At 53.5% G+C, this 25,147-nt stretch carries 21 protein-coding genes and 1 tRNA gene; 12 read left to right on the top strand and 10 right to left on the bottom strand.

What is annotated here, in order from left to right; translation table 11 throughout:
* Nucleotides 1–155: 155 nt before the first annotated feature.
* Both B5D49_RS12605 and B5D49_RS12600 read right to left on the bottom strand, forming a co-directional pair.
* Nucleotides 156–232: transfer RNA gene (locus tag B5D49_RS12605), tRNA-Pro, on the bottom strand.
* A 210-nt stretch (nt 233–442) separates the two neighbouring features.
* Nucleotides 443–1,204 carry a Smr/MutS family protein gene (locus B5D49_RS12600; protein ID WP_078718066.1) on the bottom strand — a complete coding sequence of 254 codons (762 nt, stop codon included), beginning with the start codon at nt 1,202–1,204 and terminating at the stop codon, nt 443–445.
* A 182-nt stretch (nt 1,205–1,386) separates the two neighbouring features.
* Here B5D49_RS12600 and B5D49_RS12595 point away from each other — a divergent pair, with 182 nt between their 5' ends.
* The 3 genes from B5D49_RS12595 to B5D49_RS12585 all read left to right on the top strand — a co-directional run bounded on the left by B5D49_RS12595 (nt 1,387) and on the right by B5D49_RS12585 (nt 3,933).
* Entirely contained in the window at nt 1,387–2,148 is a 762-nt protein-coding gene (locus tag B5D49_RS12595) for an ABC transporter ATP-binding protein (RefSeq protein WP_078718065.1), read from the top strand.
* A gap of 33 nt (nt 2,149–2,181) precedes the next feature.
* On the top strand, nt 2,182–3,342 hold the full coding sequence (locus tag B5D49_RS12590) for a SufB/SufD family protein (protein WP_078718064.1): 1,161 nt from the start codon (nt 2,182–2,184) through the stop codon (nt 3,340–3,342).
* Between the two features lie 138 nt (nt 3,343–3,480).
* Nucleotides 3,481–3,933, top strand: coding sequence for a metal-dependent hydrolase (locus B5D49_RS12585; protein ID WP_078718063.1), 453 nt, complete (start codon nt 3,481–3,483; stop codon nt 3,931–3,933).
* Between the two features lie 36 nt (nt 3,934–3,969).
* Here the strand turns inward: B5D49_RS12585 and B5D49_RS12580 are convergent, their stop codons facing one another.
* Together B5D49_RS12580 and B5D49_RS12575 are read right to left on the bottom strand one after the other, a co-directional pair.
* Nucleotides 3,970–5,058: a glycosyltransferase gene (locus tag B5D49_RS12580; RefSeq protein WP_078718062.1), complete on the bottom strand. Its 1,089-nt coding sequence runs from the start codon at nt 5,056–5,058 to the stop codon at nt 3,970–3,972.
* A gap of 82 nt (nt 5,059–5,140) precedes the next feature.
* Nucleotides 5,141–5,608: a hypothetical protein gene (locus B5D49_RS12575; protein ID WP_078718061.1), complete on the bottom strand. Its 468-nt coding sequence runs from the start codon at nt 5,606–5,608 to the stop codon at nt 5,141–5,143.
* A 396-nt stretch (nt 5,609–6,004) separates the two neighbouring features.
* Between B5D49_RS12575 and B5D49_RS12570 the strand changes: the two genes are divergently transcribed.
* Nucleotides 6,005–6,796, top strand: a complete 792-nt coding sequence (locus B5D49_RS12570) for a hypothetical protein (protein ID WP_078718060.1) — start codon at nt 6,005–6,007, stop codon at nt 6,794–6,796.
* 130 nt (nt 6,797–6,926) lie between these two features.
* On the opposite strand, the gene B5D49_RS12565 is transcribed toward B5D49_RS12570, so the two are convergent.
* Both B5D49_RS12565 and B5D49_RS12560 read right to left on the bottom strand, forming a co-directional pair.
* Nucleotides 6,927–7,844, bottom strand: coding sequence for an exopolyphosphatase (locus tag B5D49_RS12565; RefSeq protein WP_078718059.1), 918 nt, complete (start codon nt 7,842–7,844; stop codon nt 6,927–6,929).
* 83 nt (nt 7,845–7,927) lie between these two features.
* A complete protein-coding gene (locus B5D49_RS12560; protein WP_078718058.1) occupies nt 7,928–9,106 on the bottom strand; it encodes a hypothetical protein in 1,179 nt (392 codons plus the stop codon).
* Between the two features lie 58 nt (nt 9,107–9,164).
* Here B5D49_RS12560 and B5D49_RS12555 point away from each other — a divergent pair, with 58 nt between their 5' ends.
* The 3 genes from B5D49_RS12555 to B5D49_RS12545 all read left to right on the top strand — a co-directional run bounded on the left by B5D49_RS12555 (nt 9,165) and on the right by B5D49_RS12545 (nt 14,702).
* A complete protein-coding gene (locus B5D49_RS12555) occupies nt 9,165–10,076 on the top strand; it encodes a biotin--[acetyl-CoA-carboxylase] ligase (RefSeq protein ID WP_159447232.1) in 912 nt (303 codons plus the stop codon).
* Nucleotides 10,077–10,142: 66 nt separating this feature from the next.
* Nucleotides 10,143–13,844: a pyruvate carboxylase gene (locus tag B5D49_RS12550; RefSeq protein WP_078718056.1), complete on the top strand. Its 3,702-nt coding sequence runs from the start codon at nt 10,143–10,145 to the stop codon at nt 13,842–13,844.
* Nucleotides 13,845–13,913: 69 nt separating this feature from the next.
* Nucleotides 13,914–14,702 (top strand): DsbA family protein, encoded by a 789-nt coding sequence (locus B5D49_RS12545; protein WP_078718055.1) that lies wholly within the window; start codon nt 13,914–13,916, stop codon nt 14,700–14,702.
* 82 nt (nt 14,703–14,784) lie between these two features.
* Here the strand turns inward: B5D49_RS12545 and B5D49_RS12540 are convergent, their stop codons facing one another.
* Together B5D49_RS12540 and B5D49_RS12535 are read right to left on the bottom strand one after the other, a co-directional pair.
* Nucleotides 14,785–15,405 (bottom strand): FMN-dependent NADH-azoreductase, encoded by a 621-nt coding sequence (locus B5D49_RS12540; protein WP_078718054.1) that lies wholly within the window; start codon nt 15,403–15,405, stop codon nt 14,785–14,787.
* 143 nt (nt 15,406–15,548) lie between these two features.
* Entirely contained in the window at nt 15,549–15,812 is a 264-nt protein-coding gene (locus B5D49_RS12535; protein WP_078718053.1) for a hypothetical protein, read from the bottom strand.
* A gap of 126 nt (nt 15,813–15,938) precedes the next feature.
* Between B5D49_RS12535 and B5D49_RS12530 the strand changes: the two genes are divergently transcribed.
* A complete protein-coding gene (locus B5D49_RS12530) occupies nt 15,939–16,433 on the top strand; it encodes a chemotaxis protein CheD (protein ID WP_234990739.1) in 495 nt (164 codons plus the stop codon).
* Nucleotides 16,430–17,278, top strand: a complete 849-nt coding sequence (locus B5D49_RS12525) for an HDOD domain-containing protein (RefSeq protein ID WP_078718052.1) — start codon at nt 16,430–16,432, stop codon at nt 17,276–17,278. Before B5D49_RS12530 ends, B5D49_RS12525 begins: the two co-directional genes overlap by 4 nt.
* Nucleotides 17,279–17,354: 76 nt before the next feature.
* On the opposite strand, the gene B5D49_RS12520 is transcribed toward B5D49_RS12525, so the two are convergent.
* Nucleotides 17,355–17,510, bottom strand: coding sequence for a rubredoxin (locus B5D49_RS12520; RefSeq protein WP_078718051.1), 156 nt, complete (start codon nt 17,508–17,510; stop codon nt 17,355–17,357).
* A gap of 156 nt (nt 17,511–17,666) precedes the next feature.
* On the opposite strand from B5D49_RS12520, the gene B5D49_RS12515 reads away from it, so the two are divergent.
* Together B5D49_RS12515 and B5D49_RS12510 are read left to right on the top strand one after the other, a co-directional pair.
* Complete coding sequence (locus B5D49_RS12515; RefSeq protein ID WP_078718050.1) at nt 17,667–17,945, top strand: PilZ domain-containing protein; 279 nt, start codon at nt 17,667–17,669, stop codon at nt 17,943–17,945.
* Between the two features lie 539 nt (nt 17,946–18,484).
* A complete protein-coding gene (locus tag B5D49_RS12510) occupies nt 18,485–21,616 on the top strand; it encodes a hypothetical protein (protein ID WP_200806804.1) in 3,132 nt (1,043 codons plus the stop codon).
* 178 nt (nt 21,617–21,794) lie between these two features.
* Here the strand turns inward: B5D49_RS12510 and B5D49_RS12505 are convergent, their stop codons facing one another.
* On the bottom strand, nt 21,795–22,484 hold the full coding sequence (locus B5D49_RS12505; RefSeq protein ID WP_078718049.1) for a hypothetical protein: 690 nt from the start codon (nt 22,482–22,484) through the stop codon (nt 21,795–21,797).
* 252 nt (nt 22,485–22,736) lie between these two features.
* On the opposite strand from B5D49_RS12505, the gene B5D49_RS12500 reads away from it, so the two are divergent.
* Complete coding sequence (locus B5D49_RS12500; protein WP_159447231.1) at nt 22,737–25,118, top strand: PAS domain S-box protein; 2,382 nt, start codon at nt 22,737–22,739, stop codon at nt 25,116–25,118.
* The last annotated feature ends 29 nt before the right edge of the window (nt 25,119–25,147 follow it).

The following is a 25,147-nucleotide window of genomic DNA, read 5'->3' as shown; positions in this document are numbered from 1 at the left end:
TCGTGACTGCCCCCGTTTTTGGTGTAGACCCGGGTAAGTGGACATGCCCGGAACAGTTCGCTTTCGTGACTGCCCCCGTTTTTGGTGTAGACCCCATTTGAGTCACCACGAAAAAGGGGTTTCGGATACTATCCGAAACCCCTTGGCTCTCGTCGTGGTCGGGATGAGAGGATTTGAACCTCCGGCCCCCTGAACCCCATTCAGGTGCGCTCCCAGACTGCGCTACATCCCGACGAAGCGAGGGAGTTACTACCTCTGGGCCGACTGCTTGTCAACGATCTTTGAGCATTTTTTTCAATTTTTCTTAAGAATCGTTGTTTCGTAGTTTGCGGAGAAGAAGACTAAATGTTCCTTTTTGACAAATATTCTTTTTAATCTCGGAATGTTACAGGAAGATGAAAAGGGAGCATGAGATAGTGGTCAACCATGCCCGTCAGACGTGTTAATCGGAAAAGAATGCCGAACGGTCCCAGTGGATTTTGCCCTGGGATTTACGTTGTTTTCGCAGCAGTACGTAGAGTGCTCCGGCACCGCCGTCCGCGGCGCGGGCCGTGCAGAAGGCCAACACGACGCGTTTGAGAGGTTCTCTGGTCAGCCAGTTTTGTACGGAGCGACGGAGAATGCCTTGTCCTCCAGGGGAGTTAATGCCGCGTCCTGTGACGAGAAGAACGCATCGCCGTCCCTGCAGATATGATTCTTTAAGGAAAAAGACCATGGCGTCATAGGCTTGTTCCGCATTCATGCCGTGCAAGTCGAGATGCCCCTCATGGCTTAGGGTTCCCGCTTTGAGTTGGTTGAATGTCTTGGCATCCAGCCCTTTGACGTACCCGTGCATGTATTCTTCCGTGAACTCCAACTCAAAATCCACTTCACCCCGTACGAATTTGTCGAGGTACTCCTTAGCATCTTCATCAATGGAGGAAGGTGCAGGAGCCGGAGGCGCGCTTTCCGGGGCTATTTGCCTTCCTTGACTTTCATCCAGGGGTGCCACGCCTTGCATGGCGCTGAAAAACATGTGCTCATCATCCGGCTCGGCCCGGGGGGTATTATCCTTCGCGGATGAGGGCTCTTTTTCTTCATCCACAAGGCCTAGGCGTTCACGCACCTTCTCTACGACGCGTTCATGTTTGGGACGTTTCTTTTTCTTTTCTCCAAAGCTAACGGATTGAAGAGCATCAAGGGAGTTCAGCTTTTTTTTGGCCATGACCTTTTCCTTGGTTTTGCCCCGCTTGGCCCGCGGGGTGCAATATCTTCTGTGCACGGCCTTGACTTTCGGCAATGCGTGGACATGTTGGAAAATGAAGCGCCGCGTTTGCGGCTGGACTTGCCGAGCTGTGTCAAGTAATAAACCCGGCTCGTTGAATGTCAATATAAGTGAGGAATCCGATGCTCAAGATCGAAAATCTGCATGTTGAAATCGACGGGCGGGAGGTGCTCAAGGGCATCGACCTGGAGATCAACGAAGGAGAGACCTTCATTCTCTTCGGGCCCAACGGTTCCGGCAAAACGTCGTTGCTTATGACCCTGATGGGGTTTTCAGGATATGAGGTGACCAAGGGACGCATATTCTTTAACGGTGAGGACGTGACCTACGCGCCGACGTATGAACGTGCGCGGCTGGGGATTGGGATGTCCTTCCAGCGTCCGCCTACCATCCATGGCCTGCGCACCCGCCATCTGGTGCAGATGTGTGCCCGCGGGCATGAAGTGGATGTGGATGAAATGGCCCGCAAAGTGAACTTTGATCATTTTTTGGAGCGCGATATCAATGCGGGATTTTCCGGTGGAGAGATCAAGCGTTCCGAATTGCTCCAACTCATGGCCCAAAATCCTCGGCTGGTACTTTTCGACGAGCCGGAATCCGGTGTAGACTTGGAAAATATGCAACTGGTGGGCAAGGTGGCCCGCTCCATCTTGGATGGGGATGTGCAGCCCCGGGCGGATTTGAGCATGAAGGAACAGAAGATGCAAAAGCGTAGGACTTCCGGGTTGATCATTACGCATACCGGATACATTTTGGATTACGTGAATGCTGATCGCGGCCAGGTGCTCTACAACGGACATCTTTGCTGCGAAGCTCGTCCCCGGGACATCCTGGAGCATATTCAGGAATATGGTTACCAGGAATGCGTGAAGTGCCTGAACTAACCCCGCTCGATTCGGGTGAGGAGATATATGTCTATGCGTGATGTCGATCTTAAGCAATTCGAATTTAAGGGCCGGGAACACGAAGCCATCACAGGACTTGATACCCTGGACAAGGCTGATCAGGAACAGCTGCTCATGGCCGGTGTGGTTTCCGATGAGAGCAACAGGAGTGCCTCATATCTCCAGATGGACCATTCCGCAGTGCATTGCCGTTCGCATAATGATGCCGTGGAAATCATGGACATCAAGGACGCCTTGAAGAAGTACGACGGACTCAAGGATTATTTTTGGACCTTGGTTGATAAGGATAAGGACGACTACACCCGTTCCGCAGCGGAAAATCTGCATGGCGGATACTTTATCCGGGTCAAGGCCGGGGCAAAGGTCGAACAGCCCATTCAGTCCTGTCTGATGCTCAAGTCCGAGCAAGTTGGCCAAAATGTTCATAATATTGTGATCATTGAGGAAGGTGCCGAAGCGCATATCATCACGGGTTGTTCCGTGGCCCACGGCACCCAGGGGGGTGCGCACCTCGGAATCTCCGAGTTTTTTGTGGAAAAGAACGCTTCCCTGACTTTTACCATGGTCCACAACTGGAGTGATAACGTCGCAGTCCGGCCTCGTTCCGCGGGCATTGTCAAGGAAGGGGGGAAATTCCTTTCCAACTACGTGCTGCTCAAGCCCGTTCGCGATCTCCAGATGTACCCGTCCATTCGCATGGTGGGCGAGGATTCCGTGGCCCGGTTTAATTCCGTGATCGTGGCTCCGGAAGATTCCTACCTTGATATGGGCAACCGCGTGATTATGGAAGCGCCCAATACTCGATGCGAGATTATCGCCCGGACCATTTCCACAGGTGGTACCATCATCAACCGTGGGCATATCGGAGCCCATGCCGTTCCGGCCAAGGGGCATCTGGAGTGCCAGGGGCTTATTCTTGGAAATGGGCGTATTCACGCTATTCCGGAATTGGACGGCTCCCTGGAAGGGGTGGAACTTTCCCACGAAGCGTCCGTAGGCAAAATTGCCCAGGAAGAGATTGAATACCTCATGGCTCGTGGACTGGATGAGGACGAAGCCACCTCTACCATTGTTCGTGGGTTCCTGAATACTGATATTATGGGGCTGCCCGATGTGCTTACCAAGGCCATTGATAAGCAGATTGAGGAATTGCAGGCCAGCGGCGCCATGTAGGCGCATTGCATTGTCCGGCCGGGCAATGGGATAGGGAGCGGTCTTCCTTCGGGAGGGGCGCTCCCTTTTTTTCCGGTGGCCAGGCCGGTTGTTGCCTTGCTGGAAGGGTCGCCATATACTGATTTGAGGAAAAGAAATATGCCGGGATACAAAGGACATCTGCTAGGCGGCGCGTTTGTCGGCGGGACCATGCTGGTGGTGATCGCCGGAGTGGGGCTGTACTCCGGGGAGTACCCCATGCTGGCTGCACTTTTTGCTTTGGTGCTTTTGGGAGCGCTGTTTCCGGATATCGATACCAATTCCAAAGGGCAGACGTTGTTCTACAGCTTGCTGCTACTCCTGGACGGATGGCTTATTTACCGGGAAATGTATATTTATGCGGCCTGGGTGGGACTGTTGGCGTTGATCCCCGTGGCAGGGCGGCATAGGGGCTGGGTGCATTCCTGGTGGGCTATGCTGGTTTTGCCTTCCCCCATCCTGGGTGTACCCCTGCTCTTTATGGATACGCCCTGGGAACAGAGTTTGCCTTTTTATCTTGCCTTTGTTTTGGGGTATTTCTCTCATCTTTTGTTGGACCGGACGCTATTTTAATCAATGTTTTCCTTTTTCGGACCGGCTTCCGTTATGTTATTCCACGGCATCCAAAAACCGTTGCAGGGCATGGCGGGTGTCGAAACGTTCCAATACCCGGGCGCGCCCTGCTTGTCCCATGCTCCGGCGTAGCTCCGCGTTTTGAAGTAATCGCTCCAGAGAGTCCGCCAAAGCTGTTTCGTCCTTGGGCGGAGTCAGCAACCCGGTTACCCCGTCCGCTACGACTTCCGGATTGGAGGATACGCTGAAAGCGGCCACAGGGAGTTCCATAGCCATGGCTTCTACGAGCGCATAGCCAAAACCTTCCCATAGCGAAGGCAAGGCAAAAATGTCCACAGAAGCGTAGAAGCGTTTTATTTCTTTAAAAAATCCAACGAATTCTGTTCGATCGTCAAGCCCGAGGCGGGAACACTCCTCGCGCAATGCGGCTTCGTCTTCTCCTACGCCGGCCAGCAGCAGGCGAAAGCGCAGCCCGCGGTCTTTCAGCATACGGGCAGCCCGAAGCAAGTGGCGTTGCCCTTTTTGCGGTGTAAGGCGGGCGGCATTACCGATAACGATTTCCGGTCCTTTGCGTGGTACGATCGGAGTGGCATCGAGACTGTCAAAGGTCTGAACGTCGAATCCGTTGTAAACCAGTCGAATGCGTTCTTCGGGGATCAGCGTTGGGTTGTGTGTGAGAACGCAGCGCTTGGTTTCTTTTGAGTTCACGAGAAGGCGGTGCAGCACCCGGCCATACAGCCAGCGGTTCAACAGGGAGTTGCGCACCGGAACCGCAATCCCCCGACGGTAAACCACGCGTCGGACTCCTGCCAGACGTGCTGCAGGTGCCGCGGCTTTCAGGTCAGCTGGCAGGGCCATGATCAGTGTATCGATTTTATGGGATCGGAACAGCTGATACAGTTGCGTCATTTTGATCGGATTGAGAAAACTGAGATTGCCGATGTGCAGCTCATGCAGGGTAATGCCCCGGGTCCGCCGAATCCTTTCGGCCAGTTCCCCGTCCCGATGGGCCGCTACATGGACGTTCCACCCGGCATCCCGACAGAGCAGGGCAAAGTCATGATTAAATTTTTCGCCGCCGCCCCAGGGGCGGTTGGTGTTGAAAAAACAGATGGTGCGCGTCATGGAATGAAAGGCTCCCGGAACCTGAAGGGGACAGGGAGCCTGGGCTGAAAGGTTGGGTGAAACGGGCTTGTGCTATGGAGCGTTAGAAGTCGTCTTGCGAGGACTCCACTTCCATCATGCCCAAGGTTTGAAGCAAAACTTGAACACGCTCATCCGTGGACAGCAAAATGGGAACGCGGTTGTTGTCGGAGTGAAGCTTGTAGCGCGTCAGATAGATGGCTTTGTCGTCCGGCGTGATCCATATGTCGATGACGGTCTGGTAACGGTCGTCCAGCAGGGGAAATTTCCACGCGGTGGCGACCCTGGCCTTGATGGTGCCGCCGTCCAACGCCTCGGATTCACGAATGCGCTGTATTTTGGATCCGAGATATTCGGCGCTGGGCCGCATCTCGGTGAGGGCGTGCTCTGCCGCCGTCTTGATTGCTTTTTCATAGCTGTCGATGAGCATTTGCTCCTTGAGTGTGAAGGCAGAGGCGGGCAGCGCCACACACAGGAGCATCAAAAGTAAAGCCAGATGGCTGATCACGGCAGAAAGGCGATTGGTTCTCATGCGTTCTCCTTGAGCTGTGTTCCGTTCTCAATCATGTTCCGTTGCGCCGGGGGGCGGTTCGTGATGCCGAGGTCGGCTTCACCGGCGGTTTGGCCATTCGTCCGCTTGTGTCCTGGAATGTTTGTGTCTCATGATCCGCCCGGTATGGAGTCATGATGCCGTATGGAGGGCATACCGGACGCAGGGTACAACATTTGCGAAGGTTGCCTGGCAATTCCTTTTGGCGGACAGGAGAACAAGGATGCACTGTAACGGATATTTGCAAAGTTTAGGTGGTTTGAGTTTTTTTTTCAACGTCTAATCAGGACATGCAGGAATGCGCTTTTTGTTTCTCCCCATCTTGATGGGTTGTTGGAAATGCCGTACCAGAATAAAAAGTGCTGGAGGCGTATTTTTATGAGTGATTTCGAATCGTATGCCGAAGGACTGGCGGAAGAGGTTCTCAGTGAGATGGCCGATAATTTCTTCGGCTCTCGGCGGCGCATGGACCGACATATGGAGCACTTTCAGGTTTTGACCGGAGAGCTGCAGCCTGCTTTTCGTTATGCGGCGGAACGTGTTGAAATGCTGCATTTCCTTTTCCCGAATATTGAGACGCGAAAAGAGTTTTATACCCTGGTGGGGGTGGGGTGGGACGATGTTCCCGTGTCCATGGAGGAAGAACGCGTTCCTGTTTTGGAACGGGTGCCATGGGCGTTAACGCGGCGGAGGAAATACCTTTCCCTGGTGGAAGCAACGTATTCCGCCATGGGACGTGCTGTGCTCGAATATATGTATGGCAAAGAGTACGCAGATCCGGAAGAACCTCGTCGGAAATTATTGACCGTGCATTATGTGGGGTTGAAGCATTTGGAACGGCAAATCAACGCCACATTGGAAAAAATGAATGGTCAGACTTCCGTCTCCGGGACGTTGCAGTATGTCCGGGGGTTGGACCCCGCCGGTTTGGAGCGCGAAAATATCGCAGGTGCGCCAGCCGATGATATGCGTTCCCTTGATGAGGCATTCCGCTATGAGGCTGTGGATCTGGATGCAACGGGCCTGACTCCGTTTCCAGATTTCCCGCCTTTGTCGGAGATTCGTTCTGAGCTTCGCGCTTTTGCTGGTTCGGTTTACAGAAAGCATGCCAAGCAGGTTTGGGCGTTGGTGAAGCAGGTACGCAGGGTTGATCCGGATGAAGCTGGGTAACTGACCGTTAAAATACTTGATTTTTTAGAGATGAATGCGCAATGCGGGGCGGACCAAGAAGTTACTTGGTCCGCCCCGACGCTTGAAATGGTTTGGATGGAGGAGAGAGCGGAGGAGGGCGACCTGAAGCTCAGCCCTGTGCATTGATTTTGCGGATAAGTTCCTCTCGAACCGTTTTCGCCTGTTCAACCGGGATCTGGCAGGTACCCACGCCAGGATGGCCGCCCCCACCATATTCCAGCATGAGTTTGCCCACATCGGTCTTACTGGTGCGGTTAAGGATGCTGTGTCCCACCGTGAATACAATATTCTGGCGCTTAAAACCCCACATGATTTGCATGCTGATGTTGGCGTCGGGGAAGAGGGCGTAGACGGCAAACCGGTTGCCTGCGAAGATGGTCTCCTGTTCCCGCAGGTCCGTAACCAGCAGATTTCCATGAACCGTGGTCGTGTGTTTGAGCATGTCCACGAAAAGATCGGTCTGCTCGAAGTATCGCCGGGTTCGTTCCCGAACATCTTCGATTTCAAGGATTTCATCCGCGGTTTTGTGGCGGCAGTATTCAATCATGTCCAGCATGAGCTGGTAGTTGGAGATTCGGTAATCGTGGAATCGGCCCAAGCCGGTTCTCGGATCCATGACATAGCCCAACAGAATCCACCCTTGGGGATTGGTGATGTCATCCGCTGTGAGGTTGGCGCTGTCCACCTTGTCCACGGCCTGCATCATGGGAAGCAAATGACTACCGAAGACTTCTTCTCCTCCATAGTAGTCCCAGATGACCCTGGCACAGCTTGGAAGGGGGCGACTGGCGCCTTCAAATCGAAGGTTTTGGTCCAGCCGTTCCTTTTCACTGGTGTGGTGGTCAAACCAGAGTCCCGCTCCCGGAACGTAAGGAACGTTGGCAAGGATATCGTTGGCATTGACAGGGATTTTGCCGTCCTGAAGATCTTTGGGGTGGGCAAAAAGATAGTCGTCCACAAGGCCTTGCTCTTTGAGCAACACGGCGCAGGCCAGTCCATCAAAGTCGGAACGGGTTACCAATCGCATGCGGCATTACTCCGTGGAAGAAGGTTGCAATAATAGGGTACTGCTGTTTGCACTTTTGTTAGTACGCAATGGCCGGAGATGGGTCAATCCGGCCTCGCGTTCGTCAGAGCGTTTGCCCGAAGTTCTCGTAATCGTTGACCGGATTCCCGTCCCATATTTTGGAGCGTTTTCGGGAGTCGAACAGCGAGGATTCTTTGCAGGTCGCGTTCAGCCCGTTGCCGGTAATCTTCTCCTTGATCCAAGCAAACGAGTTCAAAGAGTGGGCGCAGCAATCGTTTAGAGTAGAGTCGCATAAGCAAGTCCACGCGGGTGCCGGGGCGGAGGGTGGGATACCGCGCAGCCTGCATGTGCCATTGCGCGGCCACCGAGCCTGCCTCCAAATATCGGTTGGCAAGGGCCAAGCGGGTTCCCATCCTTTGAGCCGGTGCGCCCCCTTTTTGTTCGTGTCCGATATGTCGTGGCCATTCGTTTGGTGGTGTGTGAGCTTTTCCCAGGTCGTGGCAGAGGAGCATCCAGCCGAGTACGCATCGTTGTTCCGGGGTATGGTCTGGAAATTGGGCGGGCATGGTTTGGAGGAGGTGCAGGGTATGCCCGAATGCGTCACGTTCGCCGTGGAATTGTTTTGGACCGGCGGGAACAGCTTGCAAGGCTTCCAATTCCGTAAGCCATGGATTAAGACATCGGCATTTTGCCAAAAAACGAAAATAGCGTTCTGGGGCTGGAGCACTCAGGGCTTTGAGCAATTCATGACCAACCCGTTCCGGGGCGATGCCGTGAAGTCGATTTGACGACGCGATGCCGCCCATGGCTTGCTCCAAAATCGAATGAGGTCTGAAAATGGGGTATTGCGCCAGGAAACGGGCGGCACGAAGAGCGCGGGCCGGGTCGGTTTCCAGGGTGTGCTTGTGGCTGGGGCGTAATAACCGGGCGTGCAGATCCTCCAACGCCAAGGGATGGCAAAACAGTTCCCCGGATTCATCCAGTGCCATGGCGTTGATCGTTAGATCCCGTTCTTCAAGATCCGCTTGAAGTTTTTCTTCTTCAGTAATTGGTGGGGCAGTGGCCGAGGAAGGGGGGCGGGGAAAGGCGTATTCTTGGCCGTTGATAAGAAAAACCGGGAAGTTTTTGCCCACCTCCCGGGCCATTGGAAAACGCCGAAGAAACGTCTCCCTGTCCGTATCCAGGACAAGAAAGTCCTTGTCGGTCGGAGGGAGGCCAAGTAACAAATTGCGAACCGCGCCGCCTACCAATAAAATTCGCATGTCGTGGCATTAGCACATGCCGTGGGTGCTTGTCATGGCTGAAAAATTGGATTTATCAATGAATTGTGAAGTGTTGCTGCTGGATAATGGGTTGGGGGAACTATTTGATCCCGTGGACTTCAAGGAGTTGGCCTTTCAGAGTCCGGGGTGGGCCGGTGAGCCTCGTTTGGATGCGGTTGGTGAGTACGATGGTATCTCTTTACCTCCGTGGGGCGATGTCTTGGTTCGGCGTTTTCGCGTCCAGGGGGTCGGACCCGTTTGGGTTGGGGGCCGGTGTGAAACCAGCATGGAAGTTGCCTGGGCGCTGATTCGTGCGGGGGCGCTGCCGTCTTGGGGATCGGTTGTGGCCGTGGAACAGAAGGGGGGGCGCGGTCAGTTGCGTCGTCCCTGGGTCTCTGTACCCGGCAATCTCCATGTTTCCTTTGCGCTGGAGGTTCCTCCAGCTCCCTGGGACAGCCTGCTTTCCCTGGTGGCCGGGTATATTTTCTCTCAGGCCTTGACGGAATTGGGGGAGAGCGTCCGCATCAAATGGCCTAACGATTTGTATCAGCACGGCCGTAAGGTCGGAGGCATCCTGGTGGAACAGCGTGGCCAGGATGTTGTGATCGGCATGGGGTTGAATTTGGCGCAAGCGCCGGGCGATCACAAAATGCGTTCTGAAGCAGCGGCCCGAGCTGACATTTTACAATTGCGACCCCACGGTAGGAGTCCTTTGGGGGTCTGGCTGGAGCTTGTAAACCGGTCGAAAAATGCGTACAAGGAAATCTTGAAACATACATCACCCTCAACATTTCTGTCACTCGTTTCCGAACGCCTTCTCTGGCTTGGTCATATGATTTACCATCGACAGGGAACGCATTGGGAACGGGCCAGACTTGTCGGTCTTCATCAGGACGGCGGCTTGATTCTAGACAAAAATGGAAACAAGTCCGTTGTCTATTCGGGAAGTATCTTGTTCGAGCAGCCCTAACACCATTCAAAAGCGGCGACCGGACACCCCCGTCGATTCGGCGTCTGCAACTAATCGGAAGGACGTATGAAGCCCAAATCGTTCAATGAAATTCTGGATTTGATGAGTGACAAGCCCATTCTGGTGGCGAACCGGGGCATCCCGGCCAGACGCATTTGCCGAACTATTTCGGAAATGTCGGAAGCCATCAGCGTCATGACCGCCACAGACGTGGACAAAACGTCTCCTGCCACCTCCGGCGCCAATGAGTTGATGTTGCTGGGAGACGATCCCCGAGCCTATCTGGACATCGACACCATCATTCAACGAGCCAAGGATCGCGGCGTTATCGCCATCCATCCCGGCTGGGGGTTCGCGGCGGAAGATGAATCCTTTCCAGAAAAGTGCAAGGAAGCTGGGATCATTTTCATCGGCCCGCCGACCGATGCCATGCGTACGCTCGGCAACAAGGTTGCGGTGCGTCGGCTGGCCCAGGAGATCGGCGTACCTGTTGTTCCCGGATCCGAAGAAGCCGTAGACATCCCCAAAGCCCGCGAGATCGCCAAGCAGATCGGGCTGCCCATCATGCTCAAGGCTGAGGGCGGCGGCGGTGGACGCGGGATTTACGAAGTCTACTCCGAAGACCAGCTGGAAAAGGCTTTCCACAAAGCGTCCGCCTTGGCGCAGGCCAGCTTTGGCAACCCGCGGCTGTACATCGAAAAGCTGCTGACGTCGGTCCGACATATCGAAATTCAGGTCATTGCCGACCAGCATGGCAATGTCTTCGCTTTTGACGAGCGTGATTGCTCCGTTCAGCGCAACCACCAGAAGCTCATCGAGATCACGCCGTCCCCCTGGCCCCAGATGACTCCGGAGTTGCGCGAACAGCTCAAGGAATATTCCCGCAATCTGGTGAAGGCTGTCGGGTACTACTCCGTCTGTACGGTGGAGTTCCTTGTGGAAGAGGACGGCACTCCCTATTTGATCGAGGTCAATACCCGGCTCCAGGTGGAGCACGGCATTACGGAATGCCGGTATGGCATCGACCTGGTGGAAGAACAGGTTGCCATTGCTTTCGGTTCCAAGCTTCGCTTTACGGAAGAGAATTGCAAACCTTTCCAGCATGCGTTGCAGGTCCGAATCAATTTTGAGGATCCGCAGAACAGCTTTTCCCCCAACGCTGCCCGTATCGAACGGTACTTTGCTCCCGGCGGTCAGGGGGTGCGTTTGGATAGCTGCATCGGTGAAGGGTATACCTTCCCATCCCAATACGATTCGGCCGCGGCGTTGCTCATCACCTACGGTCGTTCCTGGGAAAAAACCGTGCTGCTTATGCGCCGTGCTTTGCGTGAATACGTTATCGGCGGCGTGAAAACCACGATTCCCTTTCATCGGCAGGTGCTCAAGCATCCGGATTTCTTTTACGCCAATTACAACACGAAGTTCGTGGATATGCATAAAAACGAACTTCTGGCCTATTCGGATGAGGCCAAGGATTCGTTCAGGTTGTGTCGGCTTATCGCCGAGATTTCCGCCAAGGGGTATAACCCCTATGTCCAGCTCGGCGAATATCGTAGCATTGCGGACAAACGCGTAGGAAAGTTCGAGTTCGTCCGACCTCCGGCGATTGACACCGGATTCCAGCCTCGTTTTAAGCGTGGAATGGACCGCACGGACATCATTAATGGATTGCGTGAAGACAGGGAAAAGGGTGTGGTTCACCTGACCGACACCACTACCCGAGACATTACTCAGTCCAACTCCGGCAACCGGTTCCGTCTGGCCGAAGATCGTTTGGTTGGTCCCTACCTCGACAAATGCGGATTTTTCTCGTTGGAGAGCGGCGGCGGCGCCCATTTCCACGTGGCCATGCTTGCCAACATGACCTATCCCTTTACCGAGGCCAAGGAATGGAACCAATTTGCGCCCAAAACGTTGAAACAGATTTTGGTGCGCTCCACCAATGTGCTCGGCTATAAGCCGCAGCCCCGAAACGTCATGCGGCTGACCGGGGAGATGATAGCCGAACACTTCGACGTGATCCGGTGCTTCGACTTCCTCAACCATATTGAAAATATGCGGCCGTTTGCTGAGGTTGCCCTGTCCAGCAAGACCAACATCTTCCAACCTGCTTTGTCCATGTCCTGGGCTGCCGGTTTTGATGTGGAGCACTATCTCGGCGTTACCGAGGAGATTCTGCGCATGTGCGCGGATGTGGCCGGGGTGAACACCACCAAGGTTCAGGATATGGTCATCCTCGGACTTAAGGACATGGCCGGTGTGTGTCCGCCATGGTTCATGCGTGAGCTGGTGGGGGCATTGCGGGCCAAGTATCCGAATCTGGTCCTGCATTACCATCGTCATTACACTGACGGTCTTTTCGTACCTTCGTGCGGTGCCGCAGCCAAGGCCGGTGCGCATATTCTTGACGTTGCCATCGGCTCTTCGGTCCGCTGGTACGGACAGGGAGAAGTCCTGTCCACTGCTTCCTATATGGAAGGGGAGTTGGGATTGAAGACCAATCTCGACAAGGAAATGATCCGCTCGACGAACTTTGCCCTCAAGCAGATCATGCCCTACTATGATCGCTACACCTCACCGTACTTCCAGGGTATTGACCACGACGTTGTCCGGCACGGGATGCCCGGCGGGGCCACGTCCTCTTCCCAGGAAGGCGCCATGAAACAGGGGTATATCCGCCTGCTTCCGTATATGCTGAAGTATCTGGCCGAAACACGGAAGATCGTCCGTTATCATGACGTGACTCCCGGCTCCCAGATCACCTGGAACACGGCCTTCCTGAACGTTACCGGCGCGCATAAGCGTGGTGGGGAAAAAGAGGTTCGCCGTCTGCTGAATATTATGGAAGTCGTCAACTCCGTGCCGGAGGAAAAACTCTCTGACCAGGAGCGTAAGGCGCGGCTGACCATTTACCGCGATTGCAACGATGCCTTCCGGGATTTGCTGAAAGGCAAATTTGGCAAGTTACCTTTGGGCTGGCCGCCGAATTGGGTTTATGAATCCGCTTTTGGTCTGGAGTGGGAAAAGGCTGTTGCCGAGCGTACGGAAGACTCTCCGCTGGACTCTCTGCCTGATGTCGATCTTGTGGCGGAGCGTGCTGCGCTTGACGAAGCCTTGGGACGTGAACCTTCTGATGAAGAATTCGTCATGTACCTGAACCATCCGGGCGATGCGCTGAAGACCATTGAGCAAAAGTCCAAGTACGGGAATCCGAACAACCTTCCGCTTCACGTCTGGTTTGAGGGCGTGGAAAAAGGTGAGGAGGTCTATTTCATCGGGAATTCCGGAAAGCCGCATAAGTTTAAGCTTATGGACCTTCCTGATCCTGATGATGAGGGCGTTTGCGATGTGCGCTATATCTATGATTCTGAAAACCTTAGTCATCAGGTTAAGGTACAGGAGGCCAGCAAGTCCGGACCTGGTGCCGTGGAAATGGCCGATCCTGATGATATCATGCAGGTTGCTTCGCCTTCCACCGGTGACTTGTGGGTCATGCATGTGCGTCCCGGCGATCTGGTCAAAAAAGGTGAGGAGATTTTCAACATCTCCATCATGAAACAGGAAAAGGCCGTGCTTGCGCCGGTGGAGGGGATCGTTCGCCGCGTTCTCAAGACCGCCAATTTCGAGGAAGACAAGAAGATGGTACCGGTCAAGGGTGGTGAGCTGTTGGTAGAGCTTGGTCCATCTCCACGTTCTTGTGAGAAGTGCGGTGAAACCATCGCCTTGGAAGAGTGCAAGTTCTGCCCGAATTGCGGAGCGAAGCGATAATTCCGAAGTTGGTAACGAAATAGGTACGGCGGTCCCCTGGGCCGCCGTATTTGCTTTGAGGAGAGGAAAATGCGTCGAGTTGTTGTTTTCATCCTGTTGCTGAGTACGATTTTGGCGGGTTGCGCCGGAAAGGAAGCCGTGCGTCGAGCCGTGCGTGAGAATCCCGAGATCGTTATGGACGTTTTGCGGGAGCATCGTTTGGAATTGTTGCAGATTATGCAGGAAGCAGTAACGGATAAGGAAGCCATGGCTCGGCGACAGCAGTGGCTTTTGGAGTTGGCGGAACCGTTTAAGCCGGTCATTGAAGGCGACCGTCCTATACGCGGAAGTGTTATCGCTCCGGTGACCGTTGTGGAGTATTCTGATTTTTTCTGCCCATATTGTGATCGGGGCAGCCGGACATTACATGAGTTGCAAGAGCTGCACCCCGAAGTCATCAAGGTAGTGTTTAAGCATTTTCCATTGCATGAGGGATCGCAGCTTTTGGCGGGACTTTTTGAAGGGGTAGCCCTCCAGAACGAGGATGCGGCCTGGGAATTCAAGCGGCGGGTTTTTGCCGCACGGGCCACCATTCAGGAAGAGGGACCATCTGGTCCAACTCTTCGGGATATATTGGAAGACTTGGGTGTTGACATCAAACAGGCCTATGTTGCTGCCCGGTCAGCCTCGGTTCAGGAGCGCATCGCGGCGGACGTCCAGGAGGCCAGGACATTTGGCTTTCGTGGAACCCCTACCTATCTGATTGGTGGCGTTGCGATTCGTGGAGCAGCTCCCTTGCAGGAGTTTGAGGAAGTGTTGGACCTGGTTTTAAAGGATCGTGACGGAGCGGCGACATGTATTGAATGCGGTTCCGAATAGGTTGAACGCGTCTCATTTGAAAGCACATGGGGAGGAAAGTCGTTCGCTTTCCTCCCCATGTGTTTTATCGATGGCTAGATGGTTAAAAATCTTCGGCGATTTCTTGGACACGTTTGATGGCTTTGGCTTTTGATGCTTCTTTGTTGGGGCCGAGCATGCCTGCCGCCGCCGCACTCACCACTTCGGTAATGCCAATGAAGCCTAGCCAAAGGTCCATATAGGGTGACTGGAAGTTGAATGACTCGGTGGGGCTTCCCGGCGCATAGTCGCCGCCGCTGGCATAGGCAACCAGTGCCTTGCGATTTTGCAGCAATCCTTCGTAACCGTTGCTTCCCACGGTAAAGGTATATCCCGGCTGGGTGACGACATCGATGAAATGTTTCAAACGGTAGGGAATAGAAAAGTTCCACATGGGGACGGCGAATACGTATTTGTCCGCGGATTTGAATTCCTCTATCAACTGCTCAACGCGCTTCCAGGCCTGCCGCTCTCCCTCGCTGCTCTCAAGCTGGTGCATGATATTGTACTTTCCCTGGACAGTGACCGGATCAAGATCCGGTAAATCCATTTGAAAAAGATCCATTTCTGCGACGGTGTCATTTTGATTGCGGGCAAGGTACGCTGTGAGAAAAGCGTCGGCCAGGGCGATGGAGTGGGAGCGTCCCACGCGTGGGGAGGCCTTGACGTAGAGGATGTTGCTCACTTGGTTCTCCACATTTTAAACTGTAGGTTATTGAAAAATAGATACTATCACCATGAGTCCGCTGAAGCAATGAGATTGCCTGCGGATGTTCTTTACCTGCCTTTGAAGGCAGGAAGGGGGGCGGAGGGGCAGTAAAAGCCGTTTCAATATAAGCCGTTGATGATGGCGCCTGTGCCGTCAAAATAGGCCGCGAGAATATTTTTATTCGGATCCCAGTTGGTTCCGGTATTGGCGAAATCCAGAGCGTTGGTACCGCTGGTGAGTTGGTAGTCCACTGATTCCACAATGGTGTTGGAGCTGTAGGTTTGATCGTCAAAGCGTGCCGTTTCCGCCATGTCCATATCGAAGCCTCGAATGGCATTGGCCGTTTCCATTACGGCGTTGCTGTCAACAGGATCAAAAGCCATTGGTTGCCTCCTTTCACTCAGAATACGTCATGGGCCATTTTCTTGCAAGAGGGGGAATGGCTTGTACAGTATGCCTTGCCAAATGCAGGGAATAAGGTACCATGAAACAAACTGGGGAGTGTGCCTGTGGTGCTCAAACCGGAGCCTCGACAGCTCGTTGTCAGCATTTCGGATATGAAATACTCGGTTCGTCCTGAAGAGATGATTGTGACGTATTCCCTTGGGTCGTGTCTGGGGATAACCGCTTATGATCCAGGAAAGCGAATTGGTGCCATGATGCATGCGCTGCTGCCCAACGCCAACGCCTCTCCTGAGAAAGCAGCCAGGACGCCCTATATGTTTGTCACTGTGGGGTTTCGGGCTATGGTGGCACGTTTGGAAAATTTGGGGGCAGTTCGCCGCCGGTTGGTCATCAAAGCGGCTGGAGGAAGCGATATGCGCGGGGACAACGTGTTTCGGACCGGAGAACGGAACACTGCGGCTTTGCATCAGGTGCTCCAGGAGGAACGCCTGCGACTTACCGCCCAGGAGGTAGGAGGAACAATTCCCCGCACCATGTTTTTGCATCTGGACAGCGGCGAGGTGGTGATCAAAACGTTTGGAAAGCGGAGGAATATATGAGTCGGCGCGAGGAGATCATTTCGGCAATCCAAAATGTGGAACGTATGCCATCCTCCGTGCAGAAGGCTGTGGTGCTTTTGGGTGATCCCGATGTGGATGTGGGAGAGCTGGCCAAAGCCATTGAGCATGATCCGGGTTTGACCAGTAATCTTTTGCGTCTGGCTAATTCCGCTGTATTCGGAGCCAAACGGAGCATTTCCACTGTTCGTGAGGCCATTGTGCGTCTCGGAGCGTCCAATCTGAAGAAAATACTTACCACTGCGGGGCTGGCTCCCGTGGCCAACCGCGAGATCAAGGGCTATGGCCTGCCGCCGGGAACACTGTTGAAACACTCCATCACCGTTGCTGTCAGTGCCGAAGAGTTGGCTAGGCAACTATCCGTGCATCCCCCGGAGCACACGTTCACTTCGGGCCTTCTTTCGGATATCGGCAAGGTGGTGCTTGGTACGTTTTTGGCCGTGGATGCCGAGCCAATCCTTCGTCTAGCCCATGATCAAGGGATGACATTCGAGGCGGCCGAGGAGGAGATTCTCGGTATCAATCATGCGGAAGTTGGGGCTTTGTTGCTGGATTTCTGGGAACTTCCGGAAAATATCGTTCGAGTTGTCCGCTGGAAATATGATCCGTTGGGCATTCCGCAGCGTGATTTGGCCTTGGACCTGGTTCATGTGGCTGATTCCTTGGCAAAGATGTCCGGTATCGGCGTGGGGGTGGATGGATTGAATTACCGCCCCTCTGAGCAGGTGGCGAAACGGTTGGGATTGACGAGCGATATTATTGATAAAACAATGGCTGAAGTTTTAGAGAAGGTGGAGGATCTCTTTCAAGGGTTGTATGAAGGTTGATGATGGGCCGTGTTTGTCCCAGCAAAGGGAGCAGGCGGAAAAGAAAGGGCGGTGCTTTGTCCGCCCTTGGTTTTGATCAAAGTTTCTCAAAGTATTCTTTTTCCGCGCCACACTTGGGACAAACCCAGGTTTCAGGAACCTGGTCCCAAGGTGTTCCCGGCTCGACGCCGTTGTCGGGGTCACCAAGTTCCGGGTCATACACGTAACCGCACGGACATTCCCATTTTTCCATAAATTATTCCTCCGTAATTCTTTTGGGGGATGATAGTATAAGAATATTGCAGGCCATACGTTGAGTCAAGGATCATTAAGATATTCACGAAACGGATAGTAAGATGCGGGTGACCGGTGCCGGTGGCTGTATCTTTACTCTTACGTGGGAGGTGTCATGATGGCGGGGGATGACAACAAGCGGACTGCGGAACGAAAGACCGTGAAAAAACCGGTGGAATTTTTTGTGGATGCGGACATTATTCAGGCGGAATCCGTTGATTTATCCAGTACCGGGATACGCATGACCACACAGCACCCCATCCGTATTCGAATGCGGATTTACGACGATGACGGGGGGTTCAGTGAACAAGTCGCGGAGTTGGTCTGGGCTTCCAAGGAGGCGCCTCTTACCAGCTACGGTTTTGAGTTTGGACCTGATCCTGAAGCTGAGTAGGGAATTGTTGCGTGTGTGGCCGCTTTCGCCTGCGAAGGAAGGCCAGACGATCCGGTTCAATTCGATATCTGTCGTTCCACTTTGCCTTTGCCCTCGGGAGAACGCTTCCCTATTGGTTTTGTAGTGTGCCGGGGGCGCGTTGTCTGACATGATTTGAAAAGACTTACGTGTGTTGTTCTTCAATAAGCGCTTCAACGAAGCACCCTGGATTGGGAAGGGTCGCTTGTGGAGTGCTTTCCTTTTTATCGCTATCTGTTAGCCTATTCCTACACCGTCGGTTGGACATGATTTTCCTTGTGCGGCAAATCGGGCCATGGCATGGGATTTTTGTAACACATTCGTAACATGATGTGTCGTTCAAAACGGCGGCGTTCTGTTCGTAGTGAATAATCTTTCGGAATAATGATCTGTTTTGGTGAAATGCGTTTGGCGGCGTCATTTCGTATCAGTGCTTTTTTTGAAGGCCCACCCTGCGTTGCAGTCCAAGGATGGTCATTGAAAGCCACTCTTCTTAACGCCGCCATATGGAGTATAGCAAAATGCCGGAAACGACTTCGGAACACCTCCCGGTTGTTGCTGCGGAGCGGACTTCCTCCTTGTTTTTTGATCGTAGAGACGAGGTTCTTCTTGCCATTGTAAACGATGTGTTGGATCGGGATAAGCCGCATTGGGATTTGAAAAAATTGCTGGCTCCCTATCTGCACCCGCACGGCATTAAGGAGATGGCAGCTTCCCGAGGATTGCGCGTGGCATACGCGGTGATCCATTTGTTGGGTTCACTGGAGCAGGGCAAGGCTACGGAACGCTTGGAAGCGCTGCGCGCCGCTCGAGACGAGGTCTTGACCACGGCCAAGGGACCGTTGCGGATCAATGCGGCCAGGGTTCTTTTGCAGATTATGAAGGAGTTGGTCCGGGCCAAGGGTGATACCGCTAAGCAATTGACCCTGGCCCACGAGTTTCGAACTGTTACCACAGGTAAACCACGTATGGTCTTGCGCCAGCTGCGCAAGTATCATCTGGTTGAAATGCCGGAAGAATGGAATCAGATCAGTTTTGATGACCATGTGCATGACGCGAACACCAAAGGGCGTAAATCCCCCACCCATCTGATCATGGATGCCTGGATCAAGGGTATCCGGCGTCTGAGTGTCATTTATTATAATTACGTTGATCCACGTGTGGCGGATGAATTGCTACAGGCCGCTAAGATTATGGATATTTCTGTCCATATCGGCGTGGATCTTTCGGCCCGTTACCGGGACCGGTTCGCACGTTTTGTCTGGGAGCCTCGAGGGTTTGGCGATGCGCAGGATTTTCTTGCCTTTCTCCGTCGTCCGGACATGCAACAGTTCTTGTCCGACGGCCGCAAAGTTTCCAATTACCAGCACGCTTATGTTTTTGAAGCTCTTCGGGCCTACAACCAACGGCATCGTTTTGATCTCGGCGAAAGTCTGGGCATCGCCGCGCCGGAATTGGATGAGGTTGATTTTTGCAGCTTTGTGGGCATGGGCCAACCTTCACTGTTGCACTTGGGAACCTTTATTCTGGAAGGGTTGATTCCTTTCCTGCGGGAACATCACGCAACGTTGGCACAGTGCTTGTGCGATCCCAATTGTCCAGACATGGAAAAGGTCCGCGCAATGCAGGAGCGGCTCGAAAGCCTTTGTGCTGAGGAGATAGTTGAAGAGTATCTCATCCCTGAGCGTAACCCAGAATTATCCGATCCGGGCGACCCGGAAGCGGAAGATTTACCGGAGTTGATCGCCCTGACGCCCCGCGCTCTGATGCAACGCATCAGGAGTTTGCATTCCTTGAACCGGGTAACTTTGGTTCCGGACGGCCTTGGCGTGGAGCAGGTTCTTGAACTGCTGTACGATTGTCGTGGCGATGTCACGCATATGGAGATTTTCAATCTCAAGGGGGATGTGGACAGTCGCTCCGCGCAGAGTGTGGCTTTGAACAAGTTGCGGCTCGCCATCAATGACCCCGGACCCATGGCCTTGAAGCGCATTTTGTTGGATCGCATCCGGAGCTTGGAGCAGGGGGGGATTGATGGGAATGTTCTGCTGGATAAGTTGAACAAAATACTTGGCAATATTAACGCGTTTCGAACGCTCTATCGCCACGCACCGTTAAAGGCGAGCATGGGGAGTCGGTCCACAGGACGTTCCGTGCTTACGCGCGGCATGGGATTGGTTGTTTCAGCAACTTTACCCCGTCGTGCGCAACGGAATTTGCTCGTGCGGGCCGATAAGCGTGAATTTCTGCCGGTTACTGTGGAATCGTGGCGACGGATTACATGCATCCCGAGCGAGGCGGTCAGCCCTATGGGGCGGCGATGGTTTCAATTGGTCCGTGGGGTTCCGTTGCTCTCTGCTTTGACGTTTCTGCGTAAGGAGGACTGGAAGCCGGTTCGATGGACCGTATCCATGGAGGAGCAGGGGAACGTTGCAACGTTGGGAGGGCCACGCAGGGAAACGGATTTTGAAATCGTACCTCCTTGTGAAAAAGAGCACCAAAACCAGTCGCCGAATTGGCGGCACCTGAATAGCCGTTGGATGAATTCGCTTAAGGTCTTGGTGGGGTTTATTCCTGCTTTTTTGACATTTGCGCTGACAAAGGACTGGTGGGTGCTGGCCTACCTTGGAGCGTTTATTTGGTTTGGAATCACCGGTTTTCGCAATGTGATCCAGTCCGTGCTCGGAGGGGGCGGATTCCGTCGGTCCCCGTTGTTGCGTTGGAATGACTATGTAAGCTGGAGCCGAATTTCCGATTCGCTGCTTTTTACTGGCTTTTCCGTGCCGTTGCTGGATTGGCTGACCAAGAGCGTTGTTTTGGATGGGATGTTCGGGGTCAACACCACAACCAGCCCATTGTTGCTATATACCATCATGGCGCTGACCAATGGAATATATATCACGAGCCACAATTTGTTCCGGGGACTTCCGCGAAGCGCCGCATTTGGTAATTTTTTCCGTAGTGTGCTGTCCATCCCCATTGCGGTGTTGTTCAACTCCGTTGTGGGGTTGGCTTTGGGCTTTCTTGGAACACCCGATGTGAACGGTGTGTTGCAACGCTGGGCTGCGGTCATCTCCAAGCTGGCTTCCGACTGTGTGGCTGGCTTTATCGAGGGACTGGCCGACCGGAAAAACAATATTTCCATGCGGCTTTGGGATTATACTGCAAAGCTTCATCAAGTCTTTCAAACGTATTCTTCATTGGAGATACTTTTCCCTCGACGTGATGTCTTGGAAATGTTGCAGCGACCGGACTATTTCTTCAGTGAAGTCCGCACGGCCCGGAGTTCTTTGGACAAGGTTATGATCGTGAACGCTTTGGATTTGTTGTATATGTATATGTACCAACCCCGCGCCGCCAGCGCACTCCGCGTGAAGGTCGCGGCCATGACTGGTGAGGAACGGGCGGTTTTCCTAGAATCGCAACGTATTCTCCTCAATGAACGGGAAGTGAGCAAGCTCTTCGTCGATGGAATTGTGGGGCGGCGTTTTTCCAAGGGGCTGTCGTTCTATCTTTTGCGTTACAAATGGTATCTGCGCCATTTGGATCGCATGGTCCGCGGTCTTCCCCACGCGGTCGATCTGGACCGACCTGATCCCCGGTCCCGGATGATCGGAGAGGGAAAAAATGACGGCATAGGGGCTGGGATTTAACCGTAACGGCCGCATTGGATATCGGCGAATACTTTGGAACCCCATCCGAACGACAGTTTCCTGGGATGGAGCGTTGTTCAGGACGAATTGATCCCTATGGGGAGACCATACAAATAAAAAAGGCAGGGAGTTCCCTGCCTTCTTTATTTACTGGCGCGATTGGTGGGGAGAGGGAGGATTATCCTTTCTGGCGACGGCGCAGTCCGATGAGTCCCAGGAGACCGGAACCGAGCAGCCACACGGCTCCGGGGATCGGCGTCTTGGAAAATGTGTCCGCACCCATGATGTCATTGGCGCAGCTCACCGTATAGCTCAGGGAGAGCTTGTCAAAGTCGATGTTCAAACCTGCGATGGAAATGACTCCCACATTCCCTTCGCCGGGAAATTCGGGCTTTCCGGACCACGTTCCACTGTAGAGCGCATCACCCCAGACTTTGCCCCAGGCGGGGTGGTAGTCACGGTAGTCGCCGTCGGCATGGCCCAGATAATATGCGCCGCGATCCGTGTAGGATGTGTTGAAGTTGTAAACGTCGGCGGTGAGGTCATTGTTGAGGCGGACCAGATAATTCCAGGAACTGTCGTTGTCCGTGTTGACGAACAAGTCGCCGCTGCCAAGTTGGTTGTAAAGGCTTTCCGAGCTTCCGGCGGAAAAGAAGAAGCGAACGGATTGCAGCGTGTTGTTGACCACGGTGGCGGTTCCGTCGGTAAAGTCCGGAATGCCAATGACGTCTTTTTTGTTTTCGTGGTGTGTACCCCACCCGTTCCAGTGAGTGTACTGGTCTTCAAAGGTCCACAGCTCGGCCTGTGCAGGCAGGGCGGCCAAGGATAACATGGCCAAAAGGATAAATGCTGTGAATTTGCGAATCATGGTTCCCCCTAAATTTTGACGCCTGTTTTTATTCTTTCCACCATCTTATGTGCATGAAAGCGTTGGTCACAATCGGCCAGAAGTATGAATTTAGCGTCGTTTTTTTCATACTTCGGTATGGGAGGAAGTTTTTTCCCTATGGCTCTAAAGCAACGACAGTGCCAGAAAACAGCTTTTTACCCGGTGGGGTAAAAAGGATGGTTGCGCTTTTTCCCATGGCGTGGTGTAGATATGGAGATGAGGGGATTTTCAATGACATATATTCGCAGCGTCATGAGCATGTTGCTCCTTTTGGGGGGACTCTGCTTTCTTCCATCGGCCATGGCAGGGGGGCAGGGCGAGGCAGGGCCGCTGATCATCGTGGGGGATGAGAACTACCCACCGTTTGAATATGTAGGGGATAACGGTACGCCGCGGGGAATCTTCGTGGATTACTGGAAGGAATGGTCAAAACAAACCGGTATCCCCATAGAATATCGGCTTGAGCCTTGGCTTGAAGCTTTGCGGATGGTTAAGGCGGGCGAAGCAGATGTCCTTTCGGGTCTGTTTCGTACATCGGCTCGCGAGCAGTTTTTTGATTACGGACAGCCGTACTATTCAATTCGTGGTGCTGTTTTTTTTCATGAAAGCGTGCTTGGAGTCCGTTCTCTTGCAGATTTGCGAGGTTTCCGTGTGGGAGTCGTGCAGGGCGATTATGCCAGCACATTCTTACGTGAAAAGGCTCCGTATCTGCGTCTTGCCTTGTTTTCCAATCACGAAGCCATGGTGCGGGCCGCCATAAGCAAAGATATCCGTGTCATGGTCGGCGACCAACCCGTCATCACCTTTTTCCTTTCCCGCCATGCTTCCGGCGATGCCTTTCGCTATTCTCCGGATCCACTGTATTCCGAAGGCTGTCATCCCGCCGTACGCAAAGGGGATGGGGCCACGCTGTCCCTGTTGCAGCAACATGCGGATGCAGTGCCCCGAGCGAGACTTGAGTCCATTGTACAACGTTGGATCGGACAAAATGCCCTTAAGCGGTTGCCATGGGAATGGATCGCCACACTTGCAGCCGTCTTGCTTTTGGCCATGTTGTTTTTGGGATTGCGTAACAGGGAATTGCTGCAACGTGTCGGCTTTGCGAAGGAGTCGTTGACCAGAAGCGAGGAGCGTTACCAGCTTGCAGTGCTTGGTGCCAACGACGGGATTTGGGATTGGGACCGGGAAACGGATCAGGTTTATTTTTCTCCACGCTGGAAGGAAATCATCGGATATGGCGACCATGAATTGGCCAATGATCTGGATGAATGGAAATCTCGTATTCATCCGGAGGACTACGACCGGGTGATGGAAGCCAATCAGGCGCTGTTTGATCGAAACACCGATTCTTTTGCGGTGGAATATCGAATGTTACACCGGGACGGTTCCTGGCGATGGATTCTTGGGCGTGGGACGTGCCTTCGGGATGCGTCCGGGACTATCCGGCGCATGGCTGGGGTGCATTCCGATGTCACACATCGCCGGGAAATGGAGGAGGATCTTCGCCGGAGTGAAGAAACGCTACGGGAGATCCTGGAAAACATGATGGACGGTTACTATCGGGCGGATCTGTCCGGCCGGTTGGTTATGTCTAACAGACGGATGTATGAACTGCTTGGGTATGAAAAGTTTTCTGAAGTGGAAGGGAAGGATGTCGCTTCGACTTTTTACTATCGTCCCGAGGATCGGCGTGCACTCTTGGAGCAGCTTATGCAGCAGGGAGTATTGCAGTCATTCAGTAGTTTGCTTCGCCATAAAAACGGGCAAGCCGTTCCCGTGGAAACAAGTTCCCGGCTTGTGCTTGACGGGAAAGGTCAGCCTATTGCTGTAGAGGGCGTGGTGCGGGACGTGAGCGAACGTCGCCGGCATGAGCGTGAATTGCAGCGACTGGTGGAGCGGCTTGAAGCCAAAAATGATGAGTTGGAACGGTTTACATACACTGTTTCACATGACCTCAAAAGTCCGATTATTACGATCAAGGGATTCCTTGGACTGTTGGAACGGGATTTGGAATTGGGTGATCCGGACCGGGTGGCCGCTGATTTGGCCCGCATCAACAATGCCACCGATCGTATGGAGAAATTATTGCGGGAATTGCTGGAACTTTCCCGCGTCGGACGGATGGACAATCCCTTGGTCAGGGTCTCGTTGGGAGAAGTGGCTGAAGAAGCGAAAGAGCTATCGCAGGGGCAATTGGAAGAAGGTCAAGGAACGGTTGAAGGGTTGGACAGTTTGCCGGAGATTTTATGTGACCGACCAAGAATGGTTCAGGTTTTTCTTAATTTGTTTTCCAATGCCGCCAAGTTCCGCCGTGTGGATGCGCCTCTCCGTATCGTTGTTTCTAGCGAAGTTCGCCCGCAGCAGGACGAACTGTTGGTGCGTGTGCAGGACAATGGACGCGGCATCAAGGCCGAATATTTGGAAACCGTGTTTGGACTGTTTCATCAACTGGACAGTCAGGAACAGGGAACAGGACTCGGACTCGCTTTGGTGCGACGTATCGTGGAAAATCACGGCGGCAAAATCTGGGCGGAATCCGCAGGGGAGGGGACCGGTGCCGCGTTTGTGTTTGTTCTGCCAATGAATGGTGCTTCGCAGGCTGAGGAAGAATGAAAAACGGCAGGAACCTGTAAAAAGCGTTC

It is taken from the genome of Paucidesulfovibrio gracilis DSM 16080 (assembly GCF_900167125.1).
Taxonomy (GTDB): Bacteria; Desulfobacterota; Desulfovibrionia; order Desulfovibrionales; family Desulfovibrionaceae; genus Paucidesulfovibrio; species Paucidesulfovibrio gracilis.
The sequence above is the reverse complement of the archived record's forward strand: the minus strand, read 5'-3'. Positions and strand labels throughout refer to the sequence as shown.